The organism is Klebsiella sp. G-Nf4 (assembly GCF_002810615.1).
GTDB classification, from domain to species: domain Bacteria; phylum Pseudomonadota; class Gammaproteobacteria; order Enterobacterales; family Enterobacteriaceae; genus Klebsiella; species Klebsiella variicola.
In genome coordinates this window covers 350,299-375,919 of record NZ_PION01000001.1, presented here as the reverse complement: position 1 = coordinate 375,919, position 25,621 = coordinate 350,299, and the positions used below count along the sequence as shown (strand labels likewise).

The 25,621-nt window shown below is 60.3% G+C and carries 23 protein-coding genes and 1 pseudogene; 8 read left to right on the top strand and 16 right to left on the bottom strand.

What is annotated here, in order from left to right; translation table 11 throughout:
• Positions 1 to 29 precede the first annotated feature (29 nt).
• The gene (locus CWM57_RS01905; RefSeq protein WP_100675517.1) at positions 30 to 605 is read left to right on the top strand and encodes a TetR family transcriptional regulator; all 576 of its coding nucleotides are present in this window, start codon (positions 30 to 32) and stop codon (positions 603 to 605) included.
• 189 nt (positions 606 to 794) lie between these two features.
• On the opposite strand, the gene nhoA is transcribed toward CWM57_RS01905, so the two are convergent.
• The 4 genes from nhoA to CWM57_RS01885 form a co-directional block, all read right to left on the bottom strand.
• Positions 795 to 1,640: an N-hydroxyarylamine O-acetyltransferase gene (gene nhoA, locus CWM57_RS01900; protein ID WP_070544480.1), complete on the bottom strand. Its 846-nt coding sequence runs from the start codon at positions 1,638 to 1,640 to the stop codon at positions 795 to 797.
• A gap of 76 nt (positions 1,641 to 1,716) precedes the next feature.
• Positions 1,717 to 3,372: an ABC transporter permease gene (locus tag CWM57_RS01895; protein WP_100675516.1), complete on the bottom strand. Its 1,656-nt coding sequence runs from the start codon at positions 3,370 to 3,372 to the stop codon at positions 1,717 to 1,719.
• Positions 3,373 to 3,431: 59 nt separating this feature from the next.
• Positions 3,432 to 4,400, bottom strand: a complete 969-nt coding sequence (locus CWM57_RS01890) for an ABC transporter substrate-binding protein (protein WP_008804721.1) — start codon at positions 4,398 to 4,400, stop codon at positions 3,432 to 3,434.
• Complete coding sequence (locus CWM57_RS01885; protein ID WP_012541582.1) at positions 4,397 to 5,101, bottom strand: ABC transporter ATP-binding protein; 705 nt, start codon at positions 5,099 to 5,101, stop codon at positions 4,397 to 4,399. Before CWM57_RS01885 ends, CWM57_RS01890 begins: the two co-directional genes overlap by 4 nt.
• Before the next feature lie 211 nt (positions 5,102 to 5,312).
• Here CWM57_RS01885 and CWM57_RS01880 point away from each other — a divergent pair, with 211 nt between their 5' ends.
• A complete protein-coding gene (locus tag CWM57_RS01880) occupies positions 5,313 to 5,894 on the top strand; it encodes a flavin reductase family protein (RefSeq protein WP_004151228.1) in 582 nt (193 codons plus the stop codon).
• Between the two features lie 55 nt (positions 5,895 to 5,949).
• On the opposite strand, the gene CWM57_RS01875 is transcribed toward CWM57_RS01880, so the two are convergent.
• Positions 5,950 to 6,774, bottom strand: a complete 825-nt coding sequence (locus CWM57_RS01875; protein ID WP_074385719.1) for a helix-turn-helix domain-containing protein — start codon at positions 6,772 to 6,774, stop codon at positions 5,950 to 5,952.
• Between the two features lie 204 nt (positions 6,775 to 6,978).
• Here CWM57_RS01875 and CWM57_RS01870 point away from each other — a divergent pair, with 204 nt between their 5' ends.
• From CWM57_RS01870 to CWM57_RS01860, 3 genes are read left to right on the top strand one after another with little or no spacing between them, the layout of a single operon-like run.
• On the top strand, positions 6,979 to 8,547 hold the full coding sequence (locus CWM57_RS01870; RefSeq protein ID WP_100675515.1) for a family 78 glycoside hydrolase catalytic domain: 1,569 nt from the start codon (positions 6,979 to 6,981) through the stop codon (positions 8,545 to 8,547).
• A gap of 23 nt (positions 8,548 to 8,570) precedes the next feature.
• Positions 8,571 to 9,953 carry an MFS transporter gene (locus CWM57_RS01865; protein ID WP_100675514.1) on the top strand — a complete coding sequence of 461 codons (1,383 nt, stop codon included), beginning with the start codon at positions 8,571 to 8,573 and terminating at the stop codon, positions 9,951 to 9,953.
• A gap of 42 nt (positions 9,954 to 9,995) precedes the next feature.
• Positions 9,996 to 11,543, top strand: a complete 1,548-nt coding sequence (locus CWM57_RS01860) for a carbohydrate porin (protein ID WP_074385716.1) — start codon at positions 9,996 to 9,998, stop codon at positions 11,541 to 11,543.
• Positions 11,544 to 11,582: 39 nt separating this feature from the next.
• On the opposite strand, the gene pptA is transcribed toward CWM57_RS01860, so the two are convergent.
• The 3 genes from pptA to CWM57_RS01845 all read right to left on the bottom strand — a co-directional run bounded on the left by pptA (position 11,583) and on the right by CWM57_RS01845 (position 13,586).
• Positions 11,583 to 11,810 (bottom strand): tautomerase PptA, encoded by a 228-nt coding sequence (gene pptA, locus CWM57_RS01855; RefSeq protein ID WP_002906690.1) that lies wholly within the window; start codon positions 11,808 to 11,810, stop codon positions 11,583 to 11,585.
• 70 nt (positions 11,811 to 11,880) lie between these two features.
• Entirely contained in the window at positions 11,881 to 12,498 is a 618-nt protein-coding gene (locus CWM57_RS01850; protein WP_100630559.1) for a glutathione S-transferase family protein, read from the bottom strand.
• An 83-nt stretch (positions 12,499 to 12,581) separates the two neighbouring features.
• On the bottom strand, positions 12,582 to 13,586 hold the full coding sequence (locus tag CWM57_RS01845; RefSeq protein ID WP_100675513.1) for a LacI family DNA-binding transcriptional regulator: 1,005 nt from the start codon (positions 13,584 to 13,586) through the stop codon (positions 12,582 to 12,584).
• A 304-nt stretch (positions 13,587 to 13,890) separates the two neighbouring features.
• Here CWM57_RS01845 and CWM57_RS01840 point away from each other — a divergent pair, with 304 nt between their 5' ends.
• Both CWM57_RS01840 and CWM57_RS01835 read left to right on the top strand, forming a co-directional pair.
• Complete coding sequence (locus tag CWM57_RS01840) at positions 13,891 to 15,087, top strand: L-talarate/galactarate dehydratase (protein WP_061154444.1); 1,197 nt, start codon at positions 13,891 to 13,893, stop codon at positions 15,085 to 15,087.
• Between the two features lie 204 nt (positions 15,088 to 15,291).
• Positions 15,292 to 16,602 carry an MFS transporter gene (locus CWM57_RS01835; protein ID WP_074385713.1) on the top strand — a complete coding sequence of 437 codons (1,311 nt, stop codon included), beginning with the start codon at positions 15,292 to 15,294 and terminating at the stop codon, positions 16,600 to 16,602.
• Positions 16,603 to 16,667: 65 nt separating this feature from the next.
• On the opposite strand, the gene CWM57_RS01830 is transcribed toward CWM57_RS01835, so the two are convergent.
• The 8 genes and pseudogenes from CWM57_RS01830 to CWM57_RS01790 all read right to left on the bottom strand — a co-directional run bounded on the left by CWM57_RS01830 (position 16,668) and on the right by CWM57_RS01790 (position 24,827).
• Complete coding sequence (locus CWM57_RS01830; protein ID WP_162678287.1) at positions 16,668 to 17,519, bottom strand: transporter substrate-binding domain-containing protein; 852 nt, start codon at positions 17,517 to 17,519, stop codon at positions 16,668 to 16,670.
• A gap of 38 nt (positions 17,520 to 17,557) precedes the next feature.
• Positions 17,558 to 18,337, bottom strand: coding sequence for an amino acid ABC transporter ATP-binding protein (locus CWM57_RS01825; RefSeq protein WP_008804710.1), 780 nt, complete (start codon positions 18,335 to 18,337; stop codon positions 17,558 to 17,560).
• The gene (locus CWM57_RS01820; RefSeq protein WP_008804709.1) at positions 18,321 to 19,247 is read right to left on the bottom strand and encodes an amino acid ABC transporter permease; all 927 of its coding nucleotides are present in this window, start codon (positions 19,245 to 19,247) and stop codon (positions 18,321 to 18,323) included. Before CWM57_RS01820 ends, CWM57_RS01825 begins: the two co-directional genes overlap by 17 nt.
• Positions 19,248 to 19,256: 9 nt before the next feature.
• The gene (locus tag CWM57_RS01815; RefSeq protein WP_100675512.1) at positions 19,257 to 19,766 is read right to left on the bottom strand and encodes a GNAT family N-acetyltransferase; all 510 of its coding nucleotides are present in this window, start codon (positions 19,764 to 19,766) and stop codon (positions 19,257 to 19,259) included.
• Between the two features lie 11 nt (positions 19,767 to 19,777).
• Positions 19,778 to 22,041, bottom strand: a pseudogene (locus CWM57_RS28100) (NtaA/DmoA family FMN-dependent monooxygenase).
• Between the two features lie 24 nt (positions 22,042 to 22,065).
• The gene (locus CWM57_RS01800; protein ID WP_061154439.1) at positions 22,066 to 23,187 is read right to left on the bottom strand and encodes a M20 peptidase aminoacylase family protein; all 1,122 of its coding nucleotides are present in this window, start codon (positions 23,185 to 23,187) and stop codon (positions 22,066 to 22,068) included.
• A complete protein-coding gene (locus CWM57_RS01795; protein ID WP_074385710.1) occupies positions 23,177 to 24,184 on the bottom strand; it encodes an MsnO8 family LLM class oxidoreductase in 1,008 nt (335 codons plus the stop codon). Before CWM57_RS01795 ends, CWM57_RS01800 begins: the two co-directional genes overlap by 11 nt.
• A gap of 91 nt (positions 24,185 to 24,275) precedes the next feature.
• Positions 24,276 to 24,827 carry a shikimate kinase gene (locus CWM57_RS01790; RefSeq protein WP_074385709.1) on the bottom strand — a complete coding sequence of 184 codons (552 nt, stop codon included), beginning with the start codon at positions 24,825 to 24,827 and terminating at the stop codon, positions 24,276 to 24,278.
• Positions 24,828 to 24,922: 95 nt separating this feature from the next.
• Here CWM57_RS01790 and CWM57_RS01785 point away from each other — a divergent pair, with 95 nt between their 5' ends.
• The gene (locus CWM57_RS01785) at positions 24,923 to 25,618 is read left to right on the top strand and encodes a class I SAM-dependent methyltransferase (protein ID WP_074385708.1); all 696 of its coding nucleotides are present in this window, start codon (positions 24,923 to 24,925) and stop codon (positions 25,616 to 25,618) included.
• The last annotated feature ends 3 nt before the right edge of the window (positions 25,619 to 25,621 follow it).

The following is a 25,621-nucleotide window of genomic DNA, read 5'->3' as shown; positions in this document are numbered from 1 at the left end:
CGGCCAAAGTCAGATGACAGCGGGGTTCTATGCACTATTTACAGCGGGATGCACGACGGGAATGGATTATGCAGGCCGCCATGCGGCTGGCGCTGCGCGGGGGTTTTGCCGCCATGACCGTGCGACAGATCGCCCGCGAAGCCGAGGTGGCCGCCGGGCAGTTGCACCACCACTTCGCCTCCATCGGCGAGCTGAAATCGCAGGTTTTCATCCGTCTGATCCGCGAGATGCTCGATATGCCGCTGGTGGCCGAAGACGCCAGCTGGCGCGAGCGGTTATTCTCGATGATTGGCAGTGAAGATGGCCGGCTGGAGCCCTATATCCGCCTGTGGCGCGAAGGCCAGGTGCTGGCCGACAGCGACCCGGACATCAAAGCGGCCTACCTGCTGACCATGAACATGTGGCATGAAGAGACCGTCGCCATCATCAAGCAGGGCCTCGCCTGCGGCGAATTTCGATCGTCTGAACCACCGGCGGATATCGCCTGGCGTTTTATCGCCCTGGTGTGCGGCCTCGACGGGATTTATGCCCTCGGCACCCAGACCCTGGATGAGGCGGCGTTTAGCCGTTATTTGAATAAGATGATTACCATGGAATTGTTTTAGCGGACGCTGCCAGGGCGTGGCATGGATCCATCGCGGGCACTGACTGCTGGCGGAGGCCATTGACCCCGTTGCGCCGTTAGTTTGCCGGATGGCGGCTACGCCTTATCCGGCCTACATAAACGCTTCTATCTTCATTCGATAGCTTTCCCCCATGCCCGGTCAGCGCAGCGCCACCGGGCATGAGGAAATTTACTTCCCGGCTTCCGGATGGGTATCGAACGCCGCCATTACCGCCGCCAGCGCCGCTTCACTAAAGCCATGTTTAGGATCGTCGACACCCAGCCCGAAGCGGGTCTGCAGCGCTTCATACAGCGCGGAGACATCGGCAAAATCGACCTTCTCCACCACGTGGTTATTCTCCCAGTGGGTAAAGTGGAAATTGGTGAGGGTCATTTTGCCGCCGTCCGGCAGATGACGGCACATCAGCAGATGGTGACGGAAATGGGACTGCGGCCAGTGCGCCGACCAGAAGTTGCCCATCACATAATCAGACGCATACTGGCGGCCTAAATCGAAATGGTACATCGACTGCCAGTGTTCGTGATGGTTGAACTGCAGCGTCCACTCATCGCCTTCATGCACCAGACGATAGCTACCGTGCGGCGTTTGCTGGGGGATATCGGCCAGCAGTTTGATCGGCGCGGTCAGCGTCTGGCCGCCGAAGCCGACGTCGGCGATCCAGCGCTCGCCCGCCACTTCCACCAGCAATAAACGGTGAGTACGCGGCGGCATCTGCGGCGGATTGGCCAGCACCACGCGGCCCAGCAGGCTGCGGACGTTAAAGCCTATCTCGCGCAGCGCGCGCTCCAGCAGGCCATTCTGTTCAAAACAATACCCCCCGCGGCGGGCGGCGATCAGCTTCTCTTCCAGCGCCCGATCGTCAAGGTGGATCTCACGCGGCAGCAGGACGTCGAGGTTTTCAAAGGGGATGGCGCTGTTATGCTGCAGATGCAGTTCCCGCAGGGTATCAATGGATACATCAGGCTCACCCGTCCAGCCCAGACGGGAAAAATAGGCGCGTAAAAAGGGACTCATCAAGGCCTCCAGCTGTAGGTGTCCGACATTTATAGCCTATTTTTCCGCGCCGACCGTCTTTTTTGTGCGCTTGTCGTTAACCGCGCGTGCTGCGCTGCATCAGCGCCAGCGCCGTCAGCATCAGGACCAGACCGGTCAACAGCGTCAGGCTGGCCATCGCCATGCCCTGACCGACGGAACCCTGTTCGAACTGGCGCCAGATAAACACCGACACGGTTTGCGTACCGGCTGGAGAGAGCAGCAGCGAGGTCACCAGCTCCCGGGACGCCACCGCGAACACCATCAGCATCGCCGCCAGCAGCGCCGGAAAGACCAGCGGCAGGACAATCAACCGCAGCGCCTGTAGCGGCGACGCCCCGTGCACCCGGGCGGCGGGCTCAAGATTGGGGCCCAGCTGGCGCAGCGCGCTGCCGACATAGCGCACCGGCCAGGGCAACAGCAGGCAGCAATAGGAGAGCAGCAACATCCACAGCGTGTTATAGGGCGAACGCGGCCAGAAAGGCTGATTCCACAGCAGGATCAAACCGACCCCCACCACCACGCCCGGCAGCGCCGCCGGCATCAGCGACAGCGCGTCCACCATCCCGCGCCCTTTAATCTTCTGCACCATCACCAGCCAGGCGGCCAGCAGGCCCAGCGCGCCGACGATCAGCGCCGAGCCCAGGGCCAGCGACAGGCTGGTGCCGAGGGCCGACAGGGCATCCCCCTGCTGGTCAAACAGCGCCGCGAAGTGACGCAGCGTGACATTCTCAACACTCACGCCCCCTGAGAGCGTGCCCATCACGCTGGTGAGCATCATCGAGGCGGCGGGGACGCCGACCGCCAGGCCGCCGACGGCCGCCATTATCAGCACGGCGGGCAGCGTCATCACGCCCAGCGATGCCCCGCGGTTTTCTCCCGGCTTGCCGGTGACGCTGGTGACCTCTTTCTCCCCCACCAGCCGTATTTGCAGCCACCAGGCGAACAACGCCACCGCCATCAGCAGCAGCGACAGCAGCGCGGCGCCGGTAAGGTCCACCGGCCAGTCGGCCAGCTTTTTCTCAATACCGACCGTCAGCATCACCACTCCCGCCCGGCTGCCCAGCGCCGCCGGTACGCCAAACTCCTCGATAGCGAGGGTAAACGCCAGCAGCGTGCCCGCCGCCAGCGCCGGGGAGAGCATCGGTAGTGTCACGTGCCAGAAAGCGCGCCAGGCGCTGGCGCCATGGACGCGGGCGACCACCGCCAGCCGGGTCCCGCTCGCCAGCAGGCTGCGGGAGACGGCAAAGTAGACCACCGGGAAAATGTTAAAGGTCATCACCAGCACGATCCCGCTGCGACTGAACAGCAGATCGTTCAATTGCCAGCCGGTCAGCTGCTGCAGATAGCCCTGGCTTTGCAGGGCCAGCATCCAGGAGAGCGCCGAGATATAGGGCGGCGTCAGAAAGGGGATCAAAAACAGGAGATCCCACAGCCGGGGCAGCGGCAGCGAAAACATACCGCGCAGGATGCCGAGCGGCAGACCAATCATTACGCTGACCAGCGCCACGCCGGCGGCGATCCACAGCGTACCGCCGAGCATCGCCGGCAACTGGGGATCGGCCAGCAGCGCCGAGACGCCGCCAAAGGCGTTCCCGAGCGAACCAGCGCTAAAATGGGGAAAAATCGCCTGCAGCAGAATAAACACTAACGGTAACGCGACCAGCATCACCAGGGCGGCGAGGGTCGCGCCGGAAAGGAATGTTTGTTTCACAACCGGTTCCTGAAGTTGAGGGGTCCCCCCGGCGGCCAGCGCCGGAGGAACAGGAGCAATTACTGCGCGTACAGCTGACTGAAGCGGGCGAGCACGGCGCCCCGTTCGCTGCTGCCTTCGCTGGTGGTGGGCAGCACCTTCAGCGCGTCCAGTAACGGACGTTTGGCCGCCACGTCGCGGCGGGCGGGCATCAGCCAGGCATCGGCAACCCTCGCCTGACCTTCCGGCGACAGAACATAATCGATAAAGGCTTTGGCATCGTCGGCATGCTGGCTGGTTTTGAGGATCATCATCGGGCGCGGGGCAATCACCGTTCCGCTGGCCGGGAAGATCACCTTCAGCGACTCGCCCTGCTGAATATTGCCGTAGGAGACATAATCCACCGCGCCAAATACCGCTGCTTTCGCCCCCTGCATCACCGGCGTCACCGCCTGGGCGTTGGGTCCGCTGACCACCATGCCGTTCTTTTTCAGATCGTCAAACAGTTGCCAGGCCTGGTCGCCCATGCTGTTTTGCAGCCCGATCAGCAAATCCAGCGACGCGCCGGAGAGCGCCGGGTCGGGGGTTGTCACCTTGTCTTTAAACGCCGGCTGGGTGAGATCCCGCCACTCTTTCGGTTCCGGGGTGCCACTTTTACTGTTCCAGACAATACCCAGGGCGGAGACGCCCTGGGCGATATAGTCCGCTGATTTCAGGTTCGCCGGTACCTGGTCGGCGTTGGCGCTCGCAAAAGGCAGCAACCAGCCCCGCTGGTGCAGATCTTCGGCGGTATCCCACGAGGCGGAGATCAGCACATCCGCCTGCGGGTTGGCCTGCTCGGCCTCCAGTCGGGCCATCACTTTGCCGGTGGTGGCCTGGAAAACCGTCACCTTCACCCCGGTCTGTTGTTCAAAACCGCTGGCCAGGCTTTTCGCCAGCGAGCCAGGGCCGGCGGTGTAAACGGTCAGCGCATGGGCGCTGGAAAGCATCATGGCGGAGAGAGCCATCGCGAGTACCACTCCTTTCTTAACGGTCATAACGGTGTTCATGCAACTTCCCCTGAGGTTGGCGTAACGGCGCGGACAGCGGCCACGCGGCCCGCGGATAAATAGACAATCTGGTCGGCTAACAGCTCGGCTTCACGTCGGTCATGGGTGACATACACGGCGGTGATGCCGAGCTGTCGCAACAGGCGGCTCATTTCGCCGCACAGCGATTCGCGCAGTTCGCTGTCCAGGTTGGAGAGCGGTTCATCAAACAGCAGCACCCGCGGCGCGGCGACGATCGCCCGCGCCAGCGCCACCCGCTGCTGCTGACCGCCAGAAAGACCAGAGGGTTTACGTTCGGCGAAACCGTTGAGGCCTACCCGCGCCAGCGCCTCGCTGACCCGGCGCTCGCGTTCGCTACGGGAGACACCGCGCATGCGCAGTGGAAAGGCGACGTTCTGCGCCACGCTCATATGCGGCCAGAGGGCGTAATCCTGAAAAACCATGCCGATATCGCGCTGCTCCGGGGGCAATCCCCATCCTGCGCGGGCGACCAGCCTGTCGCCAAAGCGGATTTCGCCGCTGGCCGGCACGCTCAGCCCGGCCAGCAGACGCAGCAAAGTGCTTTTGCCGCAGCCGGACGGACCCAGTAGCGCCACGATGCGGCCGGGTTCGATATGCAACGAGAAACGGTCAAGAACGGGAGTCTCTGCGAAGGCAAAAGAGACCTCCTGCAGGGTGATAGGGGTCAGCGTGCGCATCATCGCCCTCCCTTTCGGGACAGCGAGACCTGCCCGGCGGCCGACATCCGACGGGGCACGCTCACCTGGGATAACATCAGGGGAGCCAACATATTGTGATCCTCTTTGGGACTTAGTGCTGGCGACTATAGTCAGACGAGATGACGTATTGATTACATTTTCATTGCGGCTTAACGTGTTACCTGCCAACCGACCCATTATTCAAGGAACGCCTATGAGCCGCTTTCGCCACGTTGAACTGCAATATGCCAGCCGCCTGCTCAACCACGGCCCGACCATTTTGATCACCAGCTACGATGCCCCGTCCGACCGGCGCAACGTCATGGCCGCCGCCTGGTCAATGCCGGTGGAATTCGCCCCGCCGCGGGTGGCTATTGTGGTGGATAAAAGCACCTGGACGCGGGAGATCATCGAGCGCAACGGCACCTTCGGCATTGTGGTTCCCGGCGTCGCCGCCGCCAGCTGGACCTACGCCGTCGGCAGCGTCAGCGGCCGCGATGAGGACAAATTCAATGCCTGGGGGATCCCGGTAGTGACCGGTCCGGAGCTGGGGTTGCCGCTGATCGAGGAGAAGTGTCTGGCATGGATGGAGTGCCGACTGCTGCCGGCGACGGCGGCCCAGACCCAGTACGACACCCTGTTCGGGGAGGTGGTGTCTGCCGCCGCCGATGAGCGCGCGTTCGTCACCGGACGCTGGCAGTTCGACGACGATAAGCTCAATACCCTGCATCATCTTGGCACCGGCAATTTTGTCGCCAGCGGTCGTCATGTGCGGGCAAACTCCCTCGACGAATAAGCGTGACTTGCCGCAGGCGGCCGGTTTCCCCTGCCCGGCCTGCGGCCCCCCCTTTTCAACACGGTGGGCGGCGGCGATCGGCGCTGGGGGTCAGGCCAAACACTTTTTTATACAGGGTGGTAAAGTGGTTGCTGTTGGCGAAGCCGCACAGATAAGCCACTTCGGTAATGGTCATCTCCGTTTCACGTAATTTGACCCGCGCGGAGACCAGCCGCAGGCGTTTCAGATAATTATCCGGCGTTAAGCCGGTGGCCTCTTTAATATGGCGAAACGCCGTGCGGGTGGTGAGATGAAATTGCTCCGCCAGCTGCTGCCAGTTATGTTCTTCGAAACAGTGCTCCTGCAGCCAGGTGAGTAATTTATGGAGTTTATAGCGGGTGCTGCTATATTCTGCTTCCGACTCGGCTGTGAGAATGGTGGTCACCAGCTGGAAAAAGAGAGACTCACGTAGCGGGGTATTATCCGCCGCCCTCAGCGCCAGGGAAAATATCTTTTCCACCAGTTCCCGACAATAGCTGCGGGTCTCAGGCGCCAGCCAGCCATAGCAGGCGGCGCGCTGCGCCGATAATTGCTGCAGCAATCCCTCCATCTGCTGTAAATAGCGAAAGGCCACCGCCGGATTAATTAAGACATTAATCAGCTTCAGCGTCCCCAGCTCATCATAATAGTGGACATCGCCAGGCTGGACGTAAAATACATCGCCCTGCTGGATATACAGCGGGCGGCCATTAATAACGTGTAATCCATGCCCCTCCTCGACGATCACCAGCTCGGCAAACTCGTGGCCATGTTCCTGGCTATTATCTTCCGGGTCGCTGGCGTACATGCCGAGCTTATCCTGGGGATGGGTGAAATAATACTCAACGGTCAGTGTCATCATTACAGCAAATCCTGAACAGCGTGGTGCGCAGGGGCACGATAATCTATTCCAGCCTTCGTCACTCGCCCGATGTGCGGATTTGTGATCGCCAGCGCCCCCACCTCATTATTCCTGCCATTTTCACTGACGGTTTGGCATTGCCAGAGTGGTGGCGCCGCCAGACGACGGCCTATGCTGCGCCTAACCTAATGGAGAGGACGCAGTATGTCACAGGCAATTCAATACAATTCCAGTGTGGCGATGACCCGCCATCCGCATTTATTACAGCGTGCGGCCGCCCTGACGCCCGCGCTGCATCGTCAGCGCCAGGCGCCACAGGCCATCGTCAGGGCTGAACCCGATCCCAAGGCGCTGACCGGCTGGCGGGGGCATGCCGTCTGCACCCCGGAGCAGTTTTATCAGCAACCGCTCAGCGTCGGCGACAGCATCATTATTGACTTTGGCAGCCATTTTGTTGGCTACCTGCAGTTCAGCTGTCGCAGCGTCGGCAGCCCGCCGGATGCCCCGGCCCATCTGCACTTCACCTTCGGCGAAACGCTGAGCGAAGTCTGCGAGCCGTTCAGCGAGTACCAGGGGTGGCTGAGCAGTAGCTGGTTGCAGCAACAGGATCTGTGGCTCGACGTCCTGCCCGCCCGGGTTGACCTGCCGCGTCGCTACTGCCTGCGCTACCTGAAGGTGGAAATCAAAGCGCTGTCGCGCAAATTTCGTCTGCAGTTCGATGAGATAGCCCTGGAAACCGTTACCTCTGCCGGCAACCCGCAGCCGGCGGTCATCGCCGATCCGCAGCTGAAAGCCATTGATGACGTCGCGGTTCGCACCCTGCAAAACTGCATGCAGGAGGTGTTTGAGGATGGGCCGAAACGCGACCGTCGGCTGTGGCTCGGCGACCTGCGCCTGCAGGCGCTGGTCAATGACGTGACCTTCGGCCACCACGATCTGGTCCGCCGCTGCCTGTACCTGTTTGCCGGCCATACCCGGGAAGACGGCATGGTCTCCGCCAATGTCTTTGTCCAGCCTGACGTGCGCGCCGATGACACCTTTCTCTTTGATTATTCATTGTTTTTTGTCGACGTACTCTATCACTACCTGCAAAGCACTGGCGACATGGAAACCGCCCGTGAACTGTGGCCCACGGCGCGACGGCAAATCGAGCTGGCGCTGACCCGTTGCGATACCCGCGGCCTGGTGCGCGACAGCGATGACTGGTGGGTGTTTATCGACTGGCAGGCGGATCTGAATAAACAGGCGTCAGCGCAGGGGGTGCTCATCTACTGCCTGCAGCGCGCCATCTGGCTGGCGCAGCGTATTGAGCCACAGCGGGTGCCCGACGACACCGCCACACTGGCGCAGCTGAAAGAGGCCGCTCAGCAGCACCTGTGGGACAGCGAACGGCAGGTGTTTATCAGCGGCGCCGCGCGCCAGGTCTCATGGGCATCGCAGATCTGGCTGGTGCTGGCGGAAGTTGGAACCATGGCGCAGCGGCAAGCGCTGATGCGCCGCCTGCAGCAACAGCCGCCCGCCATTGCCATGAATACGCCGTACCTGCGCCATCATCACATTGTCGCCCTGCTGCAGTGCGGCCTGCGCGAGGAGGCGGTAGCGGAGATCAAGGCCTACTGGGGGGCGATGGTTGACTCCGGCGCCGACACCTTCTGGGAAATTTTCGACCCACAGCATCCTGACTTTTCCCCGTATGGCAGTAAGCTCATCAACAGTTACTGCCATGCGTGGAGCTGTACCCCGGCCTGGTTTATTCGCCAGTACGGACTTTAACAACAACGATAAGCGAGTGATTTATGGCAGAAACAACGTTTACTCTGTGGCGGCAGCGCCTTGGCTATGGCATTGCCGATCTCTCCTGCAACCTTGTGTGGCAGATGATCTCTCTGTATCTGATGTTCTTTTACACCGACGTGATGGGCCTCCCGGCCTATTACGTCGGGCTGATGTTCCTGGTCACCCGGCTGGTGGATGGCGTGGCCGACGTGCTGATGGGGCTGGTAATCGACAATACCGCCACCCGTTGGGGGCGCTGCCGTCCCTGGCTGCTGATCGGCGCCCTGCCTTTTGGTCTGCTGTGTATTCTGGCCTTTTATGTGCCGGATTTCGGCACCACCGGCAAACTGCTGTACGCCTTTATCACCTATCTGTGTCTGTCGTTCCTCTACACCCTGGTGAACATTCCGTTCTGCGCCATGCTGCCGTTTTTAACCAGTGATTCCGCAGAGCGCACCACGCTGTCGGCAGTGCGCATTCTGCTGGGATCTCTCGGGGCCACCATCGTCGCCGTGGCCACCCTGCCGCTGGTCGGCATGCTGGGCAAAGGCGACCAGCAGCAGGGGTTCCTCTATACCGCAGTGATTTTTGGCATACTGGCGGCCTTTTTCCTGCTGGTGAGCTTTCGCAACGTCGAAGAAAAGATCACCCTCACCGGGGAGCGCATGACCCTGAAACGCGCCTGGATTAGCCTGCGCGCCAATCGTCCGTGGTGGATCTTCGCCAGCAATATCTTTCTGATGTGGGGGGCATTCTTCTTTCAGACCGGAGCGCTGGTGTACTTCTTCCACTATTACGTCGGGAATACCGAGCTGACGGCGGTTATCGCCGGGATCTCCACCTTCGTTCCCCTGCTCGGCACCCTCACCGTCCCGCTGCTGGCCCGACGCATGAAAAAACGTCATGTCTATCTGGTGGCCAGCGCGATCAATCTGCTCGGGATGGGGATGATGATGCTCTCTGGCACCTACGCGCTGGGGCTGATCGTCGGGGCGGTGATCCTCTCCCTTGGCGCCGGTCAGCGCACGGCTATCTATTTCTCGATGCAGGCCGACCCGGTGGATTACGGTGTGTGGAAAACCGGCATCAATACCGCTGGGATCCTGACCTCGATAAACGGCTTTCTCGGCAAGGTGGCGATGGCCGGCGCCGGGGCGATCACCGGGGTACTGCTTTCCTCCGGCGGCTATATCGCCAACCAGGCGCAAAGCGACAGCGCCCTGTTGGCCATCAAGGCCTGCTATCTGTACATTCCGGCGCTGTTGATCCTCGCTTCGATGCTGTGGATGGGCCGCTTCTACCGCCTCGACGATCACTATGAGCAGATCCGTGCCGACCTCGATGCCGGACGCGGCGCCTCGCCAGCCCCGACCCCGACCACCGGAGAATCCCCCGCCATGTAAGGCGCCCCGCTGATTTAACCTCTGGATAAATTAAGGACTTTTATGCGTATCTCTGTGATTAGCGCAGCGGTTTGCTGCGCCCTTTTTCCACTCACCAGCGCCGCCGGGTTGAGCGTCGAACAACGGCTGGCGCAACTTGAAGCGCGCCTCAATCTCGCCGAACAGCGCGCGGCTGCAGCGGAGCAGCAGGTGCAGGCGCTCAGCCAACAGACCACGGCTCGCGAACAAAAACAGCAGGCCACCAATCAGCAACTGAGCGAGCAGCTGGCGAAGCGCGCCCCGGACGACGGCTTTACCTTTAACGCCTACGCCCGTTCCGGAATGTTAGTCAACAGCCACGGCAAAGGTGCCCGCGGCGGGCCAGGCATCTCCCCGGCCAGTTCGCTCAACGGCGATGCCCACGTCGGTCGTCTCGGCAACGAAAAAGATAATTACGCTGAGCTGAGCTTTGGCAAAAAACTCACCTTCAACGATGGCTCATGGGCGCGCTTTAAGACCATGCTCGCCGACGGGGCCACCAACCCGGATCCGTGGGTTCAGGATAACGACAGCCACCATCTGAACATTCGTCAGCTGTACGTCGAGATGGGCGACTTCGCCGAGTTCACCGGACCGTTAAAACGCGCCTCGATCTGGGCCGGCAAACGCTTCGATCGGGATAACTTCGATATCCACTTTACCGATAGCGACATCATGTTCCTCGGTGGCACCGGCGGCGGGATCAACGATGTCGACTGGGGAAGCGGCCTGCGCGGCGATTATTCGGTGTATGCGCGTAACTTCGGCGACCTTGGCAGCGATAATTACGCGGATAATGACATCCAGAATCTGCTGTTCACCGCCAACCATTTTTACGGCAACTGGCAGCTGATGACCACGGTGATGACCGCCCAGGGTAACGATGACCTGAAAGATAATACCTCGACCACCGGGAGCTATGCCCTGCGCAGCGATAACACCGCCAAAAACGGCTACTACGCGATGCTGGCTCTGCACGACAAACAGCAGTTCTACGGCCTGGCGCCGGGGGTGTCGGAAAGCGCGCTGCAGTACGGCGTCGGGCTGGGTGCCGAAGCGCGTCAGCCTGGGAGCGATGGCGACCTGACCGAGAACGCGGCTTCCCTGCGCTTTGCCTCGTACGGGATCCTGCCGTTGGGGAAAAACTGGCAGCTGGCGCCGTCGGTGATAGCCCAGCACAGCGAAGACCGCTATCGCGACGGCGACCGCTACGACTGGGCGACGTTTAACCTGCGGGTGTCGCAAGGGATCTCCGCTCACTTCGCCCTGCTGTATGAGGCCTCGTGGCAGTATATGGATCTCAATCCGAACGGGCGCAGCTATCGCTATAATGACAACGTTTATCAGTATCAGGCGGTGCGCGGTGATTTCTACAAGCTGACCTTCGCCCCCACCTTTAAAGTGGGCGATGTGTTTGATATCAAAGCGCGGCCGGAGATACGTTTCTTTGTCACGTGGATGAACTGGGATAAAGACCTGGATCGTTATGCGATCAACGATGATTTCGGCAGTAAAGGCTTTACCGCAGGCGGGACATGGAACTTCGGCGTGCAGACGGAGATTTGGTTCTGACGGATCGTCACTGGCGGACTTCATGCCCGCCAGTGGCAACTACATGCTATAACCCGGCTTCTTAATTAACTGCGCCATCTGCGGGGCGATCTCACTGTCCCACACCGCCTGCCACGCGTCCGGCTCAACCTGAGTCAGCGCGACGCTGACAGCGCTCTCTTTGCTGTTCAGATGGCGGATCAGCACCTCAGTGATGTCGGCGGCCAGCGCGGTTTTTTGTTCGTCAGTCAGTTCACGGGGAAAGCATTTAATATCAACATGCGGCATAGCAAAGACTCCTTGTGGTCAGAACCATAACGCTACCACAGAATGGCCGTTCTGGTTGCCATCGCGTGCGTTAAATCAGCTTGTTACGGCGAAGCGCCGCGGCCAACTCCGGTCGCTGACAGACCGCCCGGGCGATGGCGGCGAATTTTGGCGCGTGGTCGTCAAACCACGCCTGTCGCGGCCCCCAGCTGTACATCGCCGCGATATAGCAATCCAGCAACGTTACCGACGCGCCCAGCGCCCACGGCCCGGCGGCCAGCTGCTGTTCGAACCAGAGATAGAGATTTTTCCGGTACTGGCGACAATTCTCCACCAGTTGCTCCGCGGCGGCGGGCGCCCAGCGTTCCGGGTAATCGGCATAAGTAAAGGTAGGATAGACGTTGGCCACCAGCCAGACCAGCAGACGCTGGAACTGCTGACGCTGCGGCGTCCCTGGCGCGGGGGCCAGATCGGGACGCTGGTCGAGGATCATCAGCGCGATGGCGGCGGTTTCGGTCATGATGCTCCCGTCGGCCAGCTGCAGGGTGGGCACCTGGCACAGCGGGTTAATCTGCCGCAGACGCTCGCGCGCCGGACCGGGCTGGTCAAAGCCCTCCACGTCAACCACCTCGTAGGGAATATCGGCCAGGGAGAGCATCAGCTCGCTAATCGTCGAGCCCCATCCCGGCACGCCATAAACGGTTATCATGGTCTGCCTCCAGGGTAAAGCCTAAGTGTAGGCAGAAATTCGCCGCTCACCCACCCGGCACACCACGCCCTGAAAAGGCAGGCCTACGCCGATTCTCGTGCCACCAGCTGAAAGCCGATATCTATAATCACCCCGCTGTCTTCTCCCCCTTCGATGCGGTCAGCCAGCAGCGTGGCGGCCCGTTCACCGATGGCATGACGGTCGACGCTGACGGTAGTGATGGCCGGACGATTGCTGGCGGCGAAATCCAGATCGCCAAAACCGATCACCGCCAGTTCCTGCGGTACGCGTAGCCCCCGGCTTTCGGCTTCCATAATCGCCCCCTGGGCGAGGGTGTCTGAGCTGCAGATGATCACATCAAATTCGCCGCCGGCGAGCAGCTCCGCCAGACCGCTTCGCCCCAGCGCCAGCGACGCCGGGAGCGGCACTTCAACCTGAGGCGCATCGTCCAGCCCTTTTTTAGCCAGTCGGGCACAGAGCCCCTGCTTACGCAACATCGCGCGCGCATCGCCCGCCCACAGCAGGCCTGGTCGCCGGTAGCCTTTCTCCAGCACGTACTCGCCAATGGTTTCGCCCACTTTTTCATGGGAAAAACCGACCAGCATGTCCAGCGGCGTCGGGGTGAGATCCCAGATTTCCACCACCGGCGTGGCGGCGTTAAGGATCGTTTTCTTTAACAGCGGTGCATGCTGGATGCCGGTTAACACCACGCCATCAGGGCGCCGCGAAAGCAAGGTGGAGACCAGCTCGGCTTCGGTGTGCCGGTCATAGCCCGCCACGCACAGCAGCATATGGTAGCCGCGCGCCGCCAGGGTATCGCTCAGCGCCTGGATGGTATCGACAAACATATTGTTATTGATTTGCGGTACCACGACCGCCACCAGTTTGCTGCGCCTGGAGGCGAGGCCGCCGGCCAGCGCATTGGGGATATAGCCCGTCGCCTGCACCGCCTGCATCACTTTCTCTACCGTTTTTGGCCTGACCAGCTGGGGCGTATTCAGCGCCCGACTGACCGTCATCGGCGACAACCCGGCGCTGCGAGCCACATCCTCCAGCGTCGGCGCCCGCGTCGGTTTTTTGCTTTTCACGGCTAAGCCCCTGTGTTAAGTCGTTTCCTGTGGGCATTATTGATGATGCCCCACGCAATTGCCAGCGCCCGCCGCGTCTCCCCTAACAGAATCAACGACCTGCAATACAAAATGTTATCGCTATCATTATGGCTTGTCACTTTTCACAAACTGTTTTGTATTGTGATCTGCACGGCAAATTTTTCGCCTTTATAACGGCCAATTGTGATCGTTTGTACAAATTAAAACCACTACCGTAGCGTCAAAAACATTTCACCATTACAAATGATAGCGCAATCATTTTATTATAGAAAAGGACACCACTATGACCTCAAGCGCCAATTCCGAGTCCGTAACCTACGCCAAAACCACCGGCGTCAAAACCGCCGCTGAAACCGGTGACCGCATTGACCACGTCAGGCTGTCGCTGGCTTTTCTGCCGCTGGCCACTCCCGTCAGCGATGCCAAAGTGCTGACCGGTCGCCAAAAACCGCTGACAGAAGTGGCGATTATCATCGCGGAAATTCACTCCCGGGATGGATTCACCGGCGTCGGCTTTAGCTACTCGAAACGTGCAGGCGGCCAGGGCATTTACGCTCACGCCAAAGAGATAGCCGATAATCTGCTTGGCGAAGATCCAAACGACATCGACAAGATCTACACCAAACTGTTGTGGGCCGGGGCTTCCGTCGGCCGTAGCGGCATGGCGGTACAAGCTATCTCCCCTATCGATATTGCCCTGTGGGATATGAAAGCCAAACGCGCCGGTCTACCGCTGGCCAAACTGCTGGGTTCACATCGTGATTCCGTGCAGTGCTACAACACATCCGGCGGCTTCCTGCATACCCCACTGGATCAGGTGTTGAAAAACGTGGCTATCTCCCGTGAAAACGGCATCGGCGGGATTAAACTGAAAGTCGGTCAGCCTAATACTGCCGAAGATATCCGTCGTCTGACGGCGGTGCGCGAAGTGCTGGGTGATGACTTTCCGCTGATGGTGGATGCCAACCAGCAATGGGATCGCGAAACCGCCATCCGCATGGGGCGCAAAATGGAGCCGTTCAATCTGATCTGGATTGAGGAGCCGCTGGATGCCTATGACGTCGAAGGCCACGCGCAGCTGGCCGCCGCGCTGGATACGCCGATTGCCACCGGCGAGATGCTGACCAGCTTCCGCGAACATGAGCAGTTGATCCTCGGCAACGCCAGCGACTTCGTGCAACCGGATGCCCCGCGCGTCGGTGGGATCTCCCCGTTCCTGAAAATAATGGATCTGGCCGCGAAGCACGGTCGCAAGCTGGCCCCGCATTTTGCGATGGAGGTGCACCTGCATCTCGCCGCCGCCTACCCGCTGGAACCGTGGCTGGAGCACTTCGAGTGGCTGAACCCGCTGTTTAACGAGCAGTTAGAACTGCGCGATGGCCGGATGTGGGTTTCCGAACGCCATGGTCTGGGCTTCACCCTCAGCGAGCAGGCCCGCCGCTGGACCCAGCAAAGCTGCGAGTTTGGAACACGCCCGTAATGACTTTTCCCGGATGACGGCGTCCACGCCTTATCCGGGCTACCGGTCTGCAGACCACTGAGAACCCGTAGCCCCGGTAAGCGCAGCGCCACCGGAAATAATCGCTGACCCGCTGTACTCGCAATACACGAAATCATTCAGGCAAGCATTAAGGCGACATGAAAGATGACGTGTCTTCACAACCCTGCAAAGGAGTTGAATAACATGCAACAGCAAATAAAACGCAGCAACGTGCGTTACGGTATATTAGTTTTTTTATTTCTCGCGACCGTATTTAATTATGCAGACCGGGCCACCCTGTCCGTTGTCGCGCCGATGATGAGTAAAGAGTTAGGTTTTGACCCTGAAGCAATGGGCCTGGCCTTTTCGGTTTTTGGTATTTCCTACGTCATTATGCAAATCCCCGGTGGCTGGCTGCTGGATAAATATGGTTCGCGGTTGGTCTACGGCTGCGCGCTGATTGGCTGGTCGGTCGTCACTATGTTTCAGGGCACTATTTATCTGTTTGCCAGTCCGCTGGTGGTGCTGGTGATCCTGCGTCTGATGATGGGCGCCATTGAAGCCCCCGCTTTTCCGGCCAACAGTCGCCTGAGCGTCCAGTGGTTCCCCAATAAAGAGCGTGGATTTGTCACCTCAGTCTATCAGGCCGCGCAGTATATTTCGCTGGGCATTATTACGCCGCTGATGACCATCATTCTGCATAATTTAAGCTGGCACTATGTCTTTTATTATATTGGCGCTATCGGGGTGGTGCTGGGAATATTCTGGCTGGTAAAAGTAAAGGATCCTTCACATCACCCTAAAATTAACCCGCAGGAGCTCGATTATATTCGTGAAGGCGGCGGCGTACCGGAATTAGGTAGCCAAAAAACAAAGCAAAAATTAACTCTCGCGCAGATTAAAAGCGTCTGCGTCAATCGCATGATGATCGGGGTTTATATCGGCCAGTTCTGCGTCACATCGATTACCTGGTTCTTCCTCACCTGGTTTCCGACTTACCTCTACCAGGCTAAAGGCATGTCAATCCTCAAGGTCGGGTTTGTCGCCAGTATCCCGGCGATTGCCGGATTTATCGGCGGCCTGCTGGGCGGCGTGTTTTCGGACTGGCTGCTGAAACGCGGTTACAGTCTGACCACCGCCCGTAAGCTCCCGGTGATCTGCGGCATGCTGCTCTCCTGCGTCATTGTCGTCGCCAACTACACCTCCTCGGAAGTGGTGGTGATCGCCGCCATGAGTCTGGCGTTCTTTGCCAAAGGTTTCGGGAACCTCGGCTGGTGCGTGCTGAGCGACACCTCGCCGAAAGAGATGCTCGGTATTGCCGGTGGCGTGTTCAATATGTGCGGCAACCTGGCGAGCATCATTACCCCGCTGGTCATCGGGGTGATCCTCGCCAACACCCACTCGTTTGATTACGCCATCCTCTACGTCGGTTCCATGGGCGTGCTGGGCCTGTTCTCCTATCTGTTTATCGTTGGGCCGCTGGATCGTTTGACGCTCACTCCGCGCACCGTTTGATTGAAGACCCTGGCGAGCATTCGCCTCCGCTGTTTCGCATCGTACTCCGGCGAAACAGCGGTTTTTTAGTAGGTAATCCCCGGCGGGTTGACCACCGACTGCGCCACCGCCTCGCCCTGCTCTCCCCAGCGCGCCAGCACCTGCTGATATTCACCGCGGGCAATCGCCCCGTCGAGTGCTGCCTGCAAGGCAAAGACCAGGCCGTTGCCTTTTTTAGTGGTCGTCGCCACCCACGCCTTTTTCGGCCCCAGGCCCACCACCCTGGTCTGTCCGTTGAGAGCGGCCTTATAGGCTGCCACCGACTGCGGGCCGAAAAAGATATCCGCTCGCCCGGACTGGATATAGAGATTGCCGGAGGCATCATCGGTCAGGTAGACCGGCTGGGCCAGCGGCCGCCCGGCTGCCCGGTTGTCGTCGTTCCAGCCCAGCAGGATCCGTTCCTGATTGGTGCCGGACCCGACGATCACTTTGCGCCCGGCGAGGTCAGCGGGTCCGTTTACCGCGGCGATGTCGCTGGTGGATTTCACCGAGAAGGCCAGGGAGTCCACCCGGTAAGTCGCAAAATCGAACTTCTCTTTGCGCTTCTCGGTCACCGCGATATTGATCAGCGCCACGTCGTAGCGGCCGGAGGCGATGCCCAGCGGCCAGTCCTCCCACGCGGTGGGCACCAGCCTGAGTTTCAGGCCAAGGCTTCCGGCCAGCAGGCGGGCAACATCCGGGTCGCTGCCGATCCGCGTGCGGTTGTCGCTGGCCAGCAGCGCCAGCGGCGGCGAATTGAGCGCCGAGATCGCCACCGTTAGCGTCCCCGGCTCCACAAAGCGATAGCCTGGCGGAATTTTCGCTATCGCCTGCGGGTCGCGGGTGACCGGCAATGGCTGCTCATTGGCGCGCAGATCCAGCGCCGCCTGAGCGTCCATGGCGAGGGCGCTGAGCACAAGGGTCACTATCGCTCTGTTCATGACGGCAGCACCCTGGATAAAAACTGCCGGGTACGCGGATGCTGCGGATGGTTGAGCACCTCATCGCTGCTGCCCTGCTCGACGATCCTGCCGTCGACCATAAACACCACCTGGTCGGCCACCTCGCGGGCAAAGCCTACCTCGTGGGTCACCACCACCAGGGTGGTACCGGAGCGCGCCAGCTTCTTGATCACATCCAGTACCTCGCCCACCAGCTCCGGATCCAGCGCCGAGGTGGGCTCATCAAACAGGATCACCCGCGGGTCCAGGGCCAGCGCCCGGGCAATCGCGATACGCTGCTGCTGGCCGCCGGAGAGATGCCGCGACCAGGCGTCGGCTTTATTGCGCAGTCCGACGACGTCCAGCAGTTCATAGGCGCGGGCAATAGCCTCTTTGCGCGTGACCTGCTTGTGGGCGATCGGCGCCTCTATCAGGTTCTCCAGCACCGTCAGATGCGGAAACAGGTTAAAATTCTGGAAAACGTAGCCGACGTTGATCCGCTGGCGGAGGATCTCCTTCTCTTTCATCTCATACAGCTTGTCGCCTTTGCGGCGGTAGCCGATATAGTCGCCGTCAATCTGAATAAATCCCTCATCGACGCGTTCGAGGTGATTTATGGTGCGCAGCAGCGTGGACTTGCCCGAGCCGGAAGGGCCGAGGATCACCGTCACCGTGCCCGGGGGGATCTCCAGCGACACATCGTCCAGCGCCTTGTGACGGCCATAGTATTTGCTGACCCCGGTGATAGAGATATGGCCATTATGAGAGCTGGGCATGAACGGCCTCCTGCGGCTGTGGTTGACGTGCGGGTTGATTCAGACGGCTGCTGCGGGCGCTGTTTACCGCCGAGCGGCGCTCGCTGCGCGCCAGGGCGCGTTCCACCAGATACTGAATGGCGGAGAGGACGCTGGTGATCGCCAGATACCAGGCGGCGCCAACCATCAACAGCGGGATCACCTCCTGGGTACGGTTGTAGATCATCTGGATGGTGTAGAACAGCTCCGGCATCGCCAGGACGTACACCATCGCCGTTCCTTTCGCCAGACTGATGATCTCATTGAAGCCGGAGGGCAGGATGGTGCGCAGCGCCTGCGGCAGAATAATGCGCAACGTACGTCGCCAGGCGGGAAGCCCCAGCGCGGCGGCGGCTTCATACTGCCCATGGTCGACCCCCAAAAAGCCGCCGCGAATGATCTCCGCGGTATAGGCGCTCTGCACCAGCGTCAGGCCCACCACCGCCGTGGAGAATTGCCCCAGCACGTTAATGGTCTGATAGCTGGCCCAGGTCACGCCGGTAAACGGGATCCCCAGCGACAGGGTGTCGTAGAGATAAGAAAAGTTATAGAGAATAATCAGCACCACAATCAGCGGTAGCGAGCGAAACAGCCAGATATAGCCCCAGGCGAGGCTGCTGAGCAGCCACGATGAGGATAAGCGGGCCAGCGCCAGCAGGCCGCCGAAGATCACGCTCAGCACCGTGCCGAGCAGGGTCAGGAGCAGGGTTTGTCCCAGCCCCTCGAGGATCACCGGGTCGAAGAACCAGCGGGCGAAGACGCCCCACTCCCAGCGCGGGTTAAAGGCCACCGACTGGATCACCACCGCCAGCACCAGAAGGGCGACCAGGGCCCCGACTACCCGCAGCGGATAGCGCGCCGGCACCACTTTTATTGTTTCAGATGAATGCATCATGCCTCCTCAGGCGCTGTGGCTGAAGGCGCTCACCGCCAGCGCTTTAGTGAACCGCAGTCGGCCGTCATAGGGCGGCTGGCTGTACTCTTCCGGGTCTCGCGTGAGGTCAAACTGCGCCTCATACCCCTGGCTGAGATAGAGCTTTACCGCCTCCGGTTGACGGAAGCCGGTGGTCAGGTAGATATGGCTGTACCCGGCCAGCACCGCCCGCCGCTCCAGCTCCTGGACCACCTTCGCCGCCAGCCCCTGCTGGCGCAGACGGCGGTGCGTCCAGATACGTTTGATCTCCGCGGTGTGGCGATCTTTCGGTTTATAAGCGCCGGTGGCGATAATTTCACCCTCACGCTCAAGGACGATAAACAGCCCCTGCGGCGGCAAATACCACTCAGTCAACTCCACTTCCGCATCGCGGGAAAAATAGTCGCCGTAGCGGGCGGCATATTCGGCAAACAGCCCGTTAATAATCGGCTGCAGCTCCGGTGCGTCCGGAGAAATATCGCGGAATGCTTCGCTCATCGCGCCTCCTGTCAGTCGCCCAGTCCGGGTGGGTTGATTTCTGATTGCGGAATACTCTCCACCCCTTCACCCCAGCGGTTAAGCACTTTGGCGTAGTCCCCGCTGGCGATAGCGCCGTTCAGCGCCGCCTGGACGGCATTCACCAGCCCGCTGTCTTTTTTCAGCGTCACCGCGATATGCGCCGCTTTCGGCCAGCCGCCGTCAACGCTGCCCACCAGTTTGGTTTTGCCGGTCAGCGCCGCCTTCCATGCGCCAATTACGTTAGGGCCGAAAAAGGCGTCGGCGCGCCCGGTCTGCAGGGCCAGCGTCTGGGCGGCGTCATCCTTGGTGTAGACCGGGGTAAACGGCTTCAGCCCCTTCTTGACGTTCTCTGCGTTCCACGCCAGCAGGATCGCCTCCTGGTTGGTACCGGAGCCGACGATAATCTTCAGCCCGGCGATGTCTTCCGCCTTGTCAATTTTGCTCAGCGGACTGGTGCTTTTGACGTAGAAACCCAGCGAGTCTTTACGGTAGGTGGCGAAATCGAACTTCTCTTTGCGCTCTTTGGTGACGGTAATATTGCTGATCGCGGCATCATATTTGCCGGAGGTGATGCCCAGCGGCCAGTCTTCCCATGAAGTGGGAACCACGTTCACTTCCAGTCCGAGGCTCTCCGCCACCAGTCGGGCGATATCCGTCTCGCTGCCGAGCAGGGTTTTGTTGTCATCGGCGAAGACCGTCAGCGGTGGTGAGTTCAGGGCTGCCACCGCGACGGTGAATTTCCCCGGCACCGCCAGATGCAGATCTTTCGGCAACAGCGCAATGGCCTGTGGATTTTTCGCGGTGTGAATCGGCGTTTTGTTGGCCTCCAGGCTCACCCCGGTACCATTGATCTTGACGTCCTGGGCCCACGACGAGGCGCTAAATGCCAACGCGACGGCCAGCAAGAGTGTTGTTTTCTGCATAGCGTGATTCTCTTTTATTATTTTTGGAATTGATTAGCAGGTAGCGCCAGACCCAGACTTTCCCGCAGGGTGGTGCCCGGATAGTCGCGACGGAACAGGCCGCGCGCCTGTAACAGCGGAACCACCTCATCCACAAAGCGCGGGAAGGTTTCCGGCGTGCCGCCCTGAATAATGAAGCCGTCCGCCGCGTGCTGTTCGAACCACAATTGCAGGCCATCGGCGACATCGCTGGCAGTGCCGGTAAAGCGCGGACGCGGGCTCGCTGCCTCCAGGGCCACCTGGCGCAGGGTTAATCCCCGCTCGCGGGCGTGACGTTTAATCTCGTCGGTGGTGCTGCGGAAGCTGTTTTGTCCGAGGTCGCCAATATCCGGGAACGGCTCATCAAGCGGATACTGTGAAAAATCATGATGTTCGAAATACCGCCCCAGATAATTCAGCGCATCCTCGATGGAGACCAGCGCCGCGGTAGTCTGGTACTGACGTTCCGCATCCTCGGCGTCATCCCCGACGATGACGCTGACGCCCTGGAAGATATGCAGTTGGTCCGGGGTGCGCTGATATGCGGTGAGTTGGCTTTTGACATCCTGATAAAATGCCTGCGCCTCGGCCAGCGATTCCTGATGGGTAAAAATGGCATCGGCGTGGCGTGCGGCTAATTTCTTGCCGTCGTCCGACGCGCCGGCCTGGAAAATAATCGGCCGTCCCTGTGGCGTACGGGCAATATTCAGCGGGCCGGCCACTTTAAAGAAATCGCCATGGTGATCGAGCGTATGCAGTTTATTTTTGTCAAAGAACTGGCCGCTCTCTTTATTGCGCACGAAGGCGTCTTCTTCCCACGAATCCCATAATCCTTTCACCACCTGCAGATATTCATCGGCAATGCGATAGCGTAGCGCATGATCCGGATGCTGGGCCCGGGAGAAGTTTTTCGCCGACCCTTCCAGCGGCGAAGTGACCACGTTCCACCCCGCCCGTCCCTGGCTTAAATGGTCGAGGCTGGCGAACTGGCGGGCGGTGGTAAACGGCTCGCTGTACGACGTCGATAAGGTCCCCACCAGTCCCAGATGCCGGGTGACCGCGGCCAGCGCGGAAAGTACCGTTAAGGGTTCGAAGCGATTTAAAAAATGGGGAATCGATTTTTCATTGATATATAACCCGTCGGCGACAAAAATAAAATCCAGCTTCCCCTCTTCCGCTTTTAACGCCGTCTGTGTGACAAAGTTAAAATTAATACTGGCGTCCGCCTGCGCCGCCGGATGACGCCAGGCGGACATATTTCCCGATGCGCCATGTAATATCGTTCCCAGACGCAATTGTCGATTTTCAGACATAGCTACCCCTTCCCCTGTCATCCATTAAATGTGTTGTAATGCCTGTTCCGCCAGCTGGGCGAAATAGTGCGCTGCGGGCGCAATAAGCCGTTCGTCCGGATTAAATGCCGGATGGTGCAGACCATATTCGCTGGCGCTGCCGATGCTGACGAACGCCCCGGGAATATGCTGAAGATAGACCGCAAAATCTTCGCCGCCGAGATGCAGATCGGCGTGATGGGTGCGGTACCCGGCCTGGGCCGCCACGTCGCTGGCGAAGTCGGCCCAGCGGGCGTCATTGACCAGGGCCGTCGGGCCGGCATACCAGAAGACGTCAATCTGTGCGCCAAAGGCGCTGGCGAAACCGGCCGCGATCTCGCTGACCCGGGCCTTGACCCGCTGCTGCACTTCACTGCTGTGAGTGCGCAGCGTCCCTTCCAGCTCGACGCTCTCCGGCAGCACGTTCCAGGTATTGCCTCCCTGGATCCGCGTCACGCTGAGCACCACCGAGTCGAGGGTGTTCACTTCCCGGCTGGCCACGCTCTGCAGCACCGTCACCAGCTGGCTGGCCAGCAGGATCGCATCCTTTCCTTCGTGTGGGCGGGCGGCATGCGCCCCCTTCCCGGTCACTTTGAAGACGAAGCGGTCGACGTTGGCGTAGAACGCGCCGCCGCGGGTGGCAAATTCGCCCACCGGCAGGCCGGGCTCATTGTGCATGCCAAAGATCGCCGACACATCCTCCAGCGCCCCGGCACGGATCAGGGTTTTTGCCCCGCCAAAATTTTCCTCCGCCGGCTGAAACAGGATCCGCACCCGCCCCGGGAGTTCCGCTTCCCGCTCCTTCAGCAGCAGCGCCGCCCCCAGCATCACGCTGGTGTGAATATCATGGCCGCAGGCATGCATCACCCCGGGGTTCTGCGAGCGATAGGACAGACTGGTCGCCTCCTCGATGGGCAACGCGTCGATGTCCGCCCGCAGGGCAACCACCTTGTCGCCGCTGCCGACTTCGGTGACCAGCCCGGTTTTCAGATCGTAGGGCAGCAGGGTCAGCCCGCCGCTCTGCAGCCAGTCGCGGATCCGCGCGGTGGTGGCCACCTCCTGCAGGGAGAGCTCCGGGTTCTGGTGCAGCTCGCGCCGCCAGCTAATCAGTTGTTGTTCAAAGGACATTCAGCACCTCCTTGCCGTAGTGAGCCTGCGCCAGCAGGCGCAGGGAGTGCAGGCGCGCTGGCCCGTCGCTAATAGGGGTATCAATGATGAGTTCATCCAGTTGATCTTCCGCCTGCAGCGCGTCAAGCCGGGCTTTAACCTGTTCGGGAGTACCGGAGATCAGTGAGGATTCGCGGCGGTGGATGCGTGTCGGCCGGCTGCCAGCCTGGCGGGCAAAGGCGACGGCCTGAGCCTCACTGGCGACGGTCACCCGCTGGCCGTTCTCCAGCTCGACGCCCCACACCTCGACCTGCTGCGCCAGCGCGGCGGCGGTGGCCGGATCGTCGGCCACCACCACCTGCACGGCGACGATCGCCTCACGCGGGCTCAGCTCGCGCCAGCGGTTGAACACGGAACGGCGCAGCGCGCTGTCACCATTGAGATGAGCGGCAAAGACAAAGTTCCAGTCAAGACGAGCCGCCAGTTCCGCACTCTCCAGGCTGGCACCGAGCAGGAAACCGTCGGCCCGACGCGGCGGGATCGGCGTGGCGCGCAGGCTCTCCTCTCCACCGGGCTCAGTCAGCGACAGCCAGTTATCCAGCTGCGCCAGCTGATCGGCAAAGGTCCCTTTCTCCTCCTGATGCAGGCCCTGCTGCAGGGCGCGGGTGGAGAGCGGCAGGCCGCCAGGCGCTTTGCCGACGCCGAGATCGATGCGACCCGGCGCGAGGGCGGCCAGCAGGTTAAAGTTTTCCGCGACCTTATAGGGGCTATAGTGCTGGAGCATGACGCCGCCGGACCCGAGGCGGATCCGCCGGGTGTGGCCCAGCAGCCAGGCGATAACCAGCTCCGGCGAGGGGCTCGCCAGCTGATCGGTATTGTGGTGTTCGGCGACCCAGAAACGGTGATAGCCCCAGGCTTCGGCGTGTTGCGCCAGCGTTAGTGTACGCGCCAGCGCCTGCGCGGCGGTTTCCCCGGCGGCAAGCGGACTTTTATCCAGGATACTGATTCGATAAGACATTTCGCAGGCTCATATGAAAGTACGTGCCTGCATTATTAAAATCTCTGCTAACTATTGAGAAACAATTAATTCACATGTGTACTGCTGAAAATTAGATATGCCCGCCTGACCGCTGCGCTTCCAGCTCGCGGAGCAGCGCCTCTGCCTGCCGCGGATTGTGCACCCGGACGAAGCGAATATGACGATATTGCGGATCCTGCATATCGGCCAGATAGCGTCGGCGATTCTGCCGCCAGGTTTTCAGCGTCCAGAGGATAATGGATTCCCGGCTGCAGAACGAACGGCGAAAGCTCTCGCGGTTGCCCGTGCCCGGCCACAGCTCCTGATGCCGCCACGCCCGGCTCGCCGCCCGCCACACCGCCTGGCGCAGCGTGCGCCAGAGGCTATAATCGACCCAGATCACCAGATCCACCTCGCGCCATTTGACGCTGCGGCTGCGATTGTAATTGCCATCCAGCACCCAGCCCGGCGAGGCCGTGGCGGCGGCAATGGCGGCGAAAAACGCCTCATCCGGCGTGCCCTGCCAGTTCGGCCGCCAGTACAGGCGATCGAGCTCGATCCAGGGTAGTCCCAGCCGGTGTGCCAGGCGCCGGGCCAGGGTGGATTTGCCTGAGCCGCTGGTGCCGACCACGTTGATGTTCATTTCTGTTTCTCCCAGGTAGCCAAACTAATACTTATATCAATGTTAAATGGCGTATACAGTAGTGATCTTAATCAATGATAAAAGGTGTTTTCAGGATGAACCCCTATGAAGCACGCTACAGACAGCTGTTAGCCAACGGAGCAAGCGCCTGGGCGGGTGATGGTTTTGCCAGGGCAAAGATACAACAGGAAAAAACATTTCATTGGCTGGATTCCCATGGCTATTTACCGGCTCCCGGCGCGCCGGTACTTGAACTGGGATGTGGCAATGGTGCCATGGCCGCCCAGTATCTGGCGGAAAGAGGCTATGCCGTGTGGGGTGTTGATGTGTCCGAAACGGCGATCCGCTGGGCGGAAGACCGTTTTCAGCAAGCGGGTCTGGACGCCACATTTTTCGTCGGCAACGTCTGTCATCTTTCTCAATGTGAGGATGCCCAGTTTGCCTTAATCATTGATGGCAGCTGTCTACATTGTCTGCTGGAAGATCAGCGTCGCCGTTTTTTCGCCGAGGCGAGAAGATTGCTGAAACCCGCAGGCCGGCTGGTGATCGGCTCGATGTGCGGGCTTCCTCGTTATGCTGAAGACCTCGCCACTTACGATCCTGTCAAGCATCATCTCCTGAAAGAGGGGCAGCCCTGGCGTACGCTTAAACCCCTCCCGGCTTTACTGAATGAGATACAGCAGGCGCAATTTACCGTCCTTGCCACCGACGTTAAGCACAATGCCTGGTGGGATCATGCCACCATCGTTTGTTCGGCAAACGGGCCGTCGGCTGATCCTCAGGAGAGTTAATTT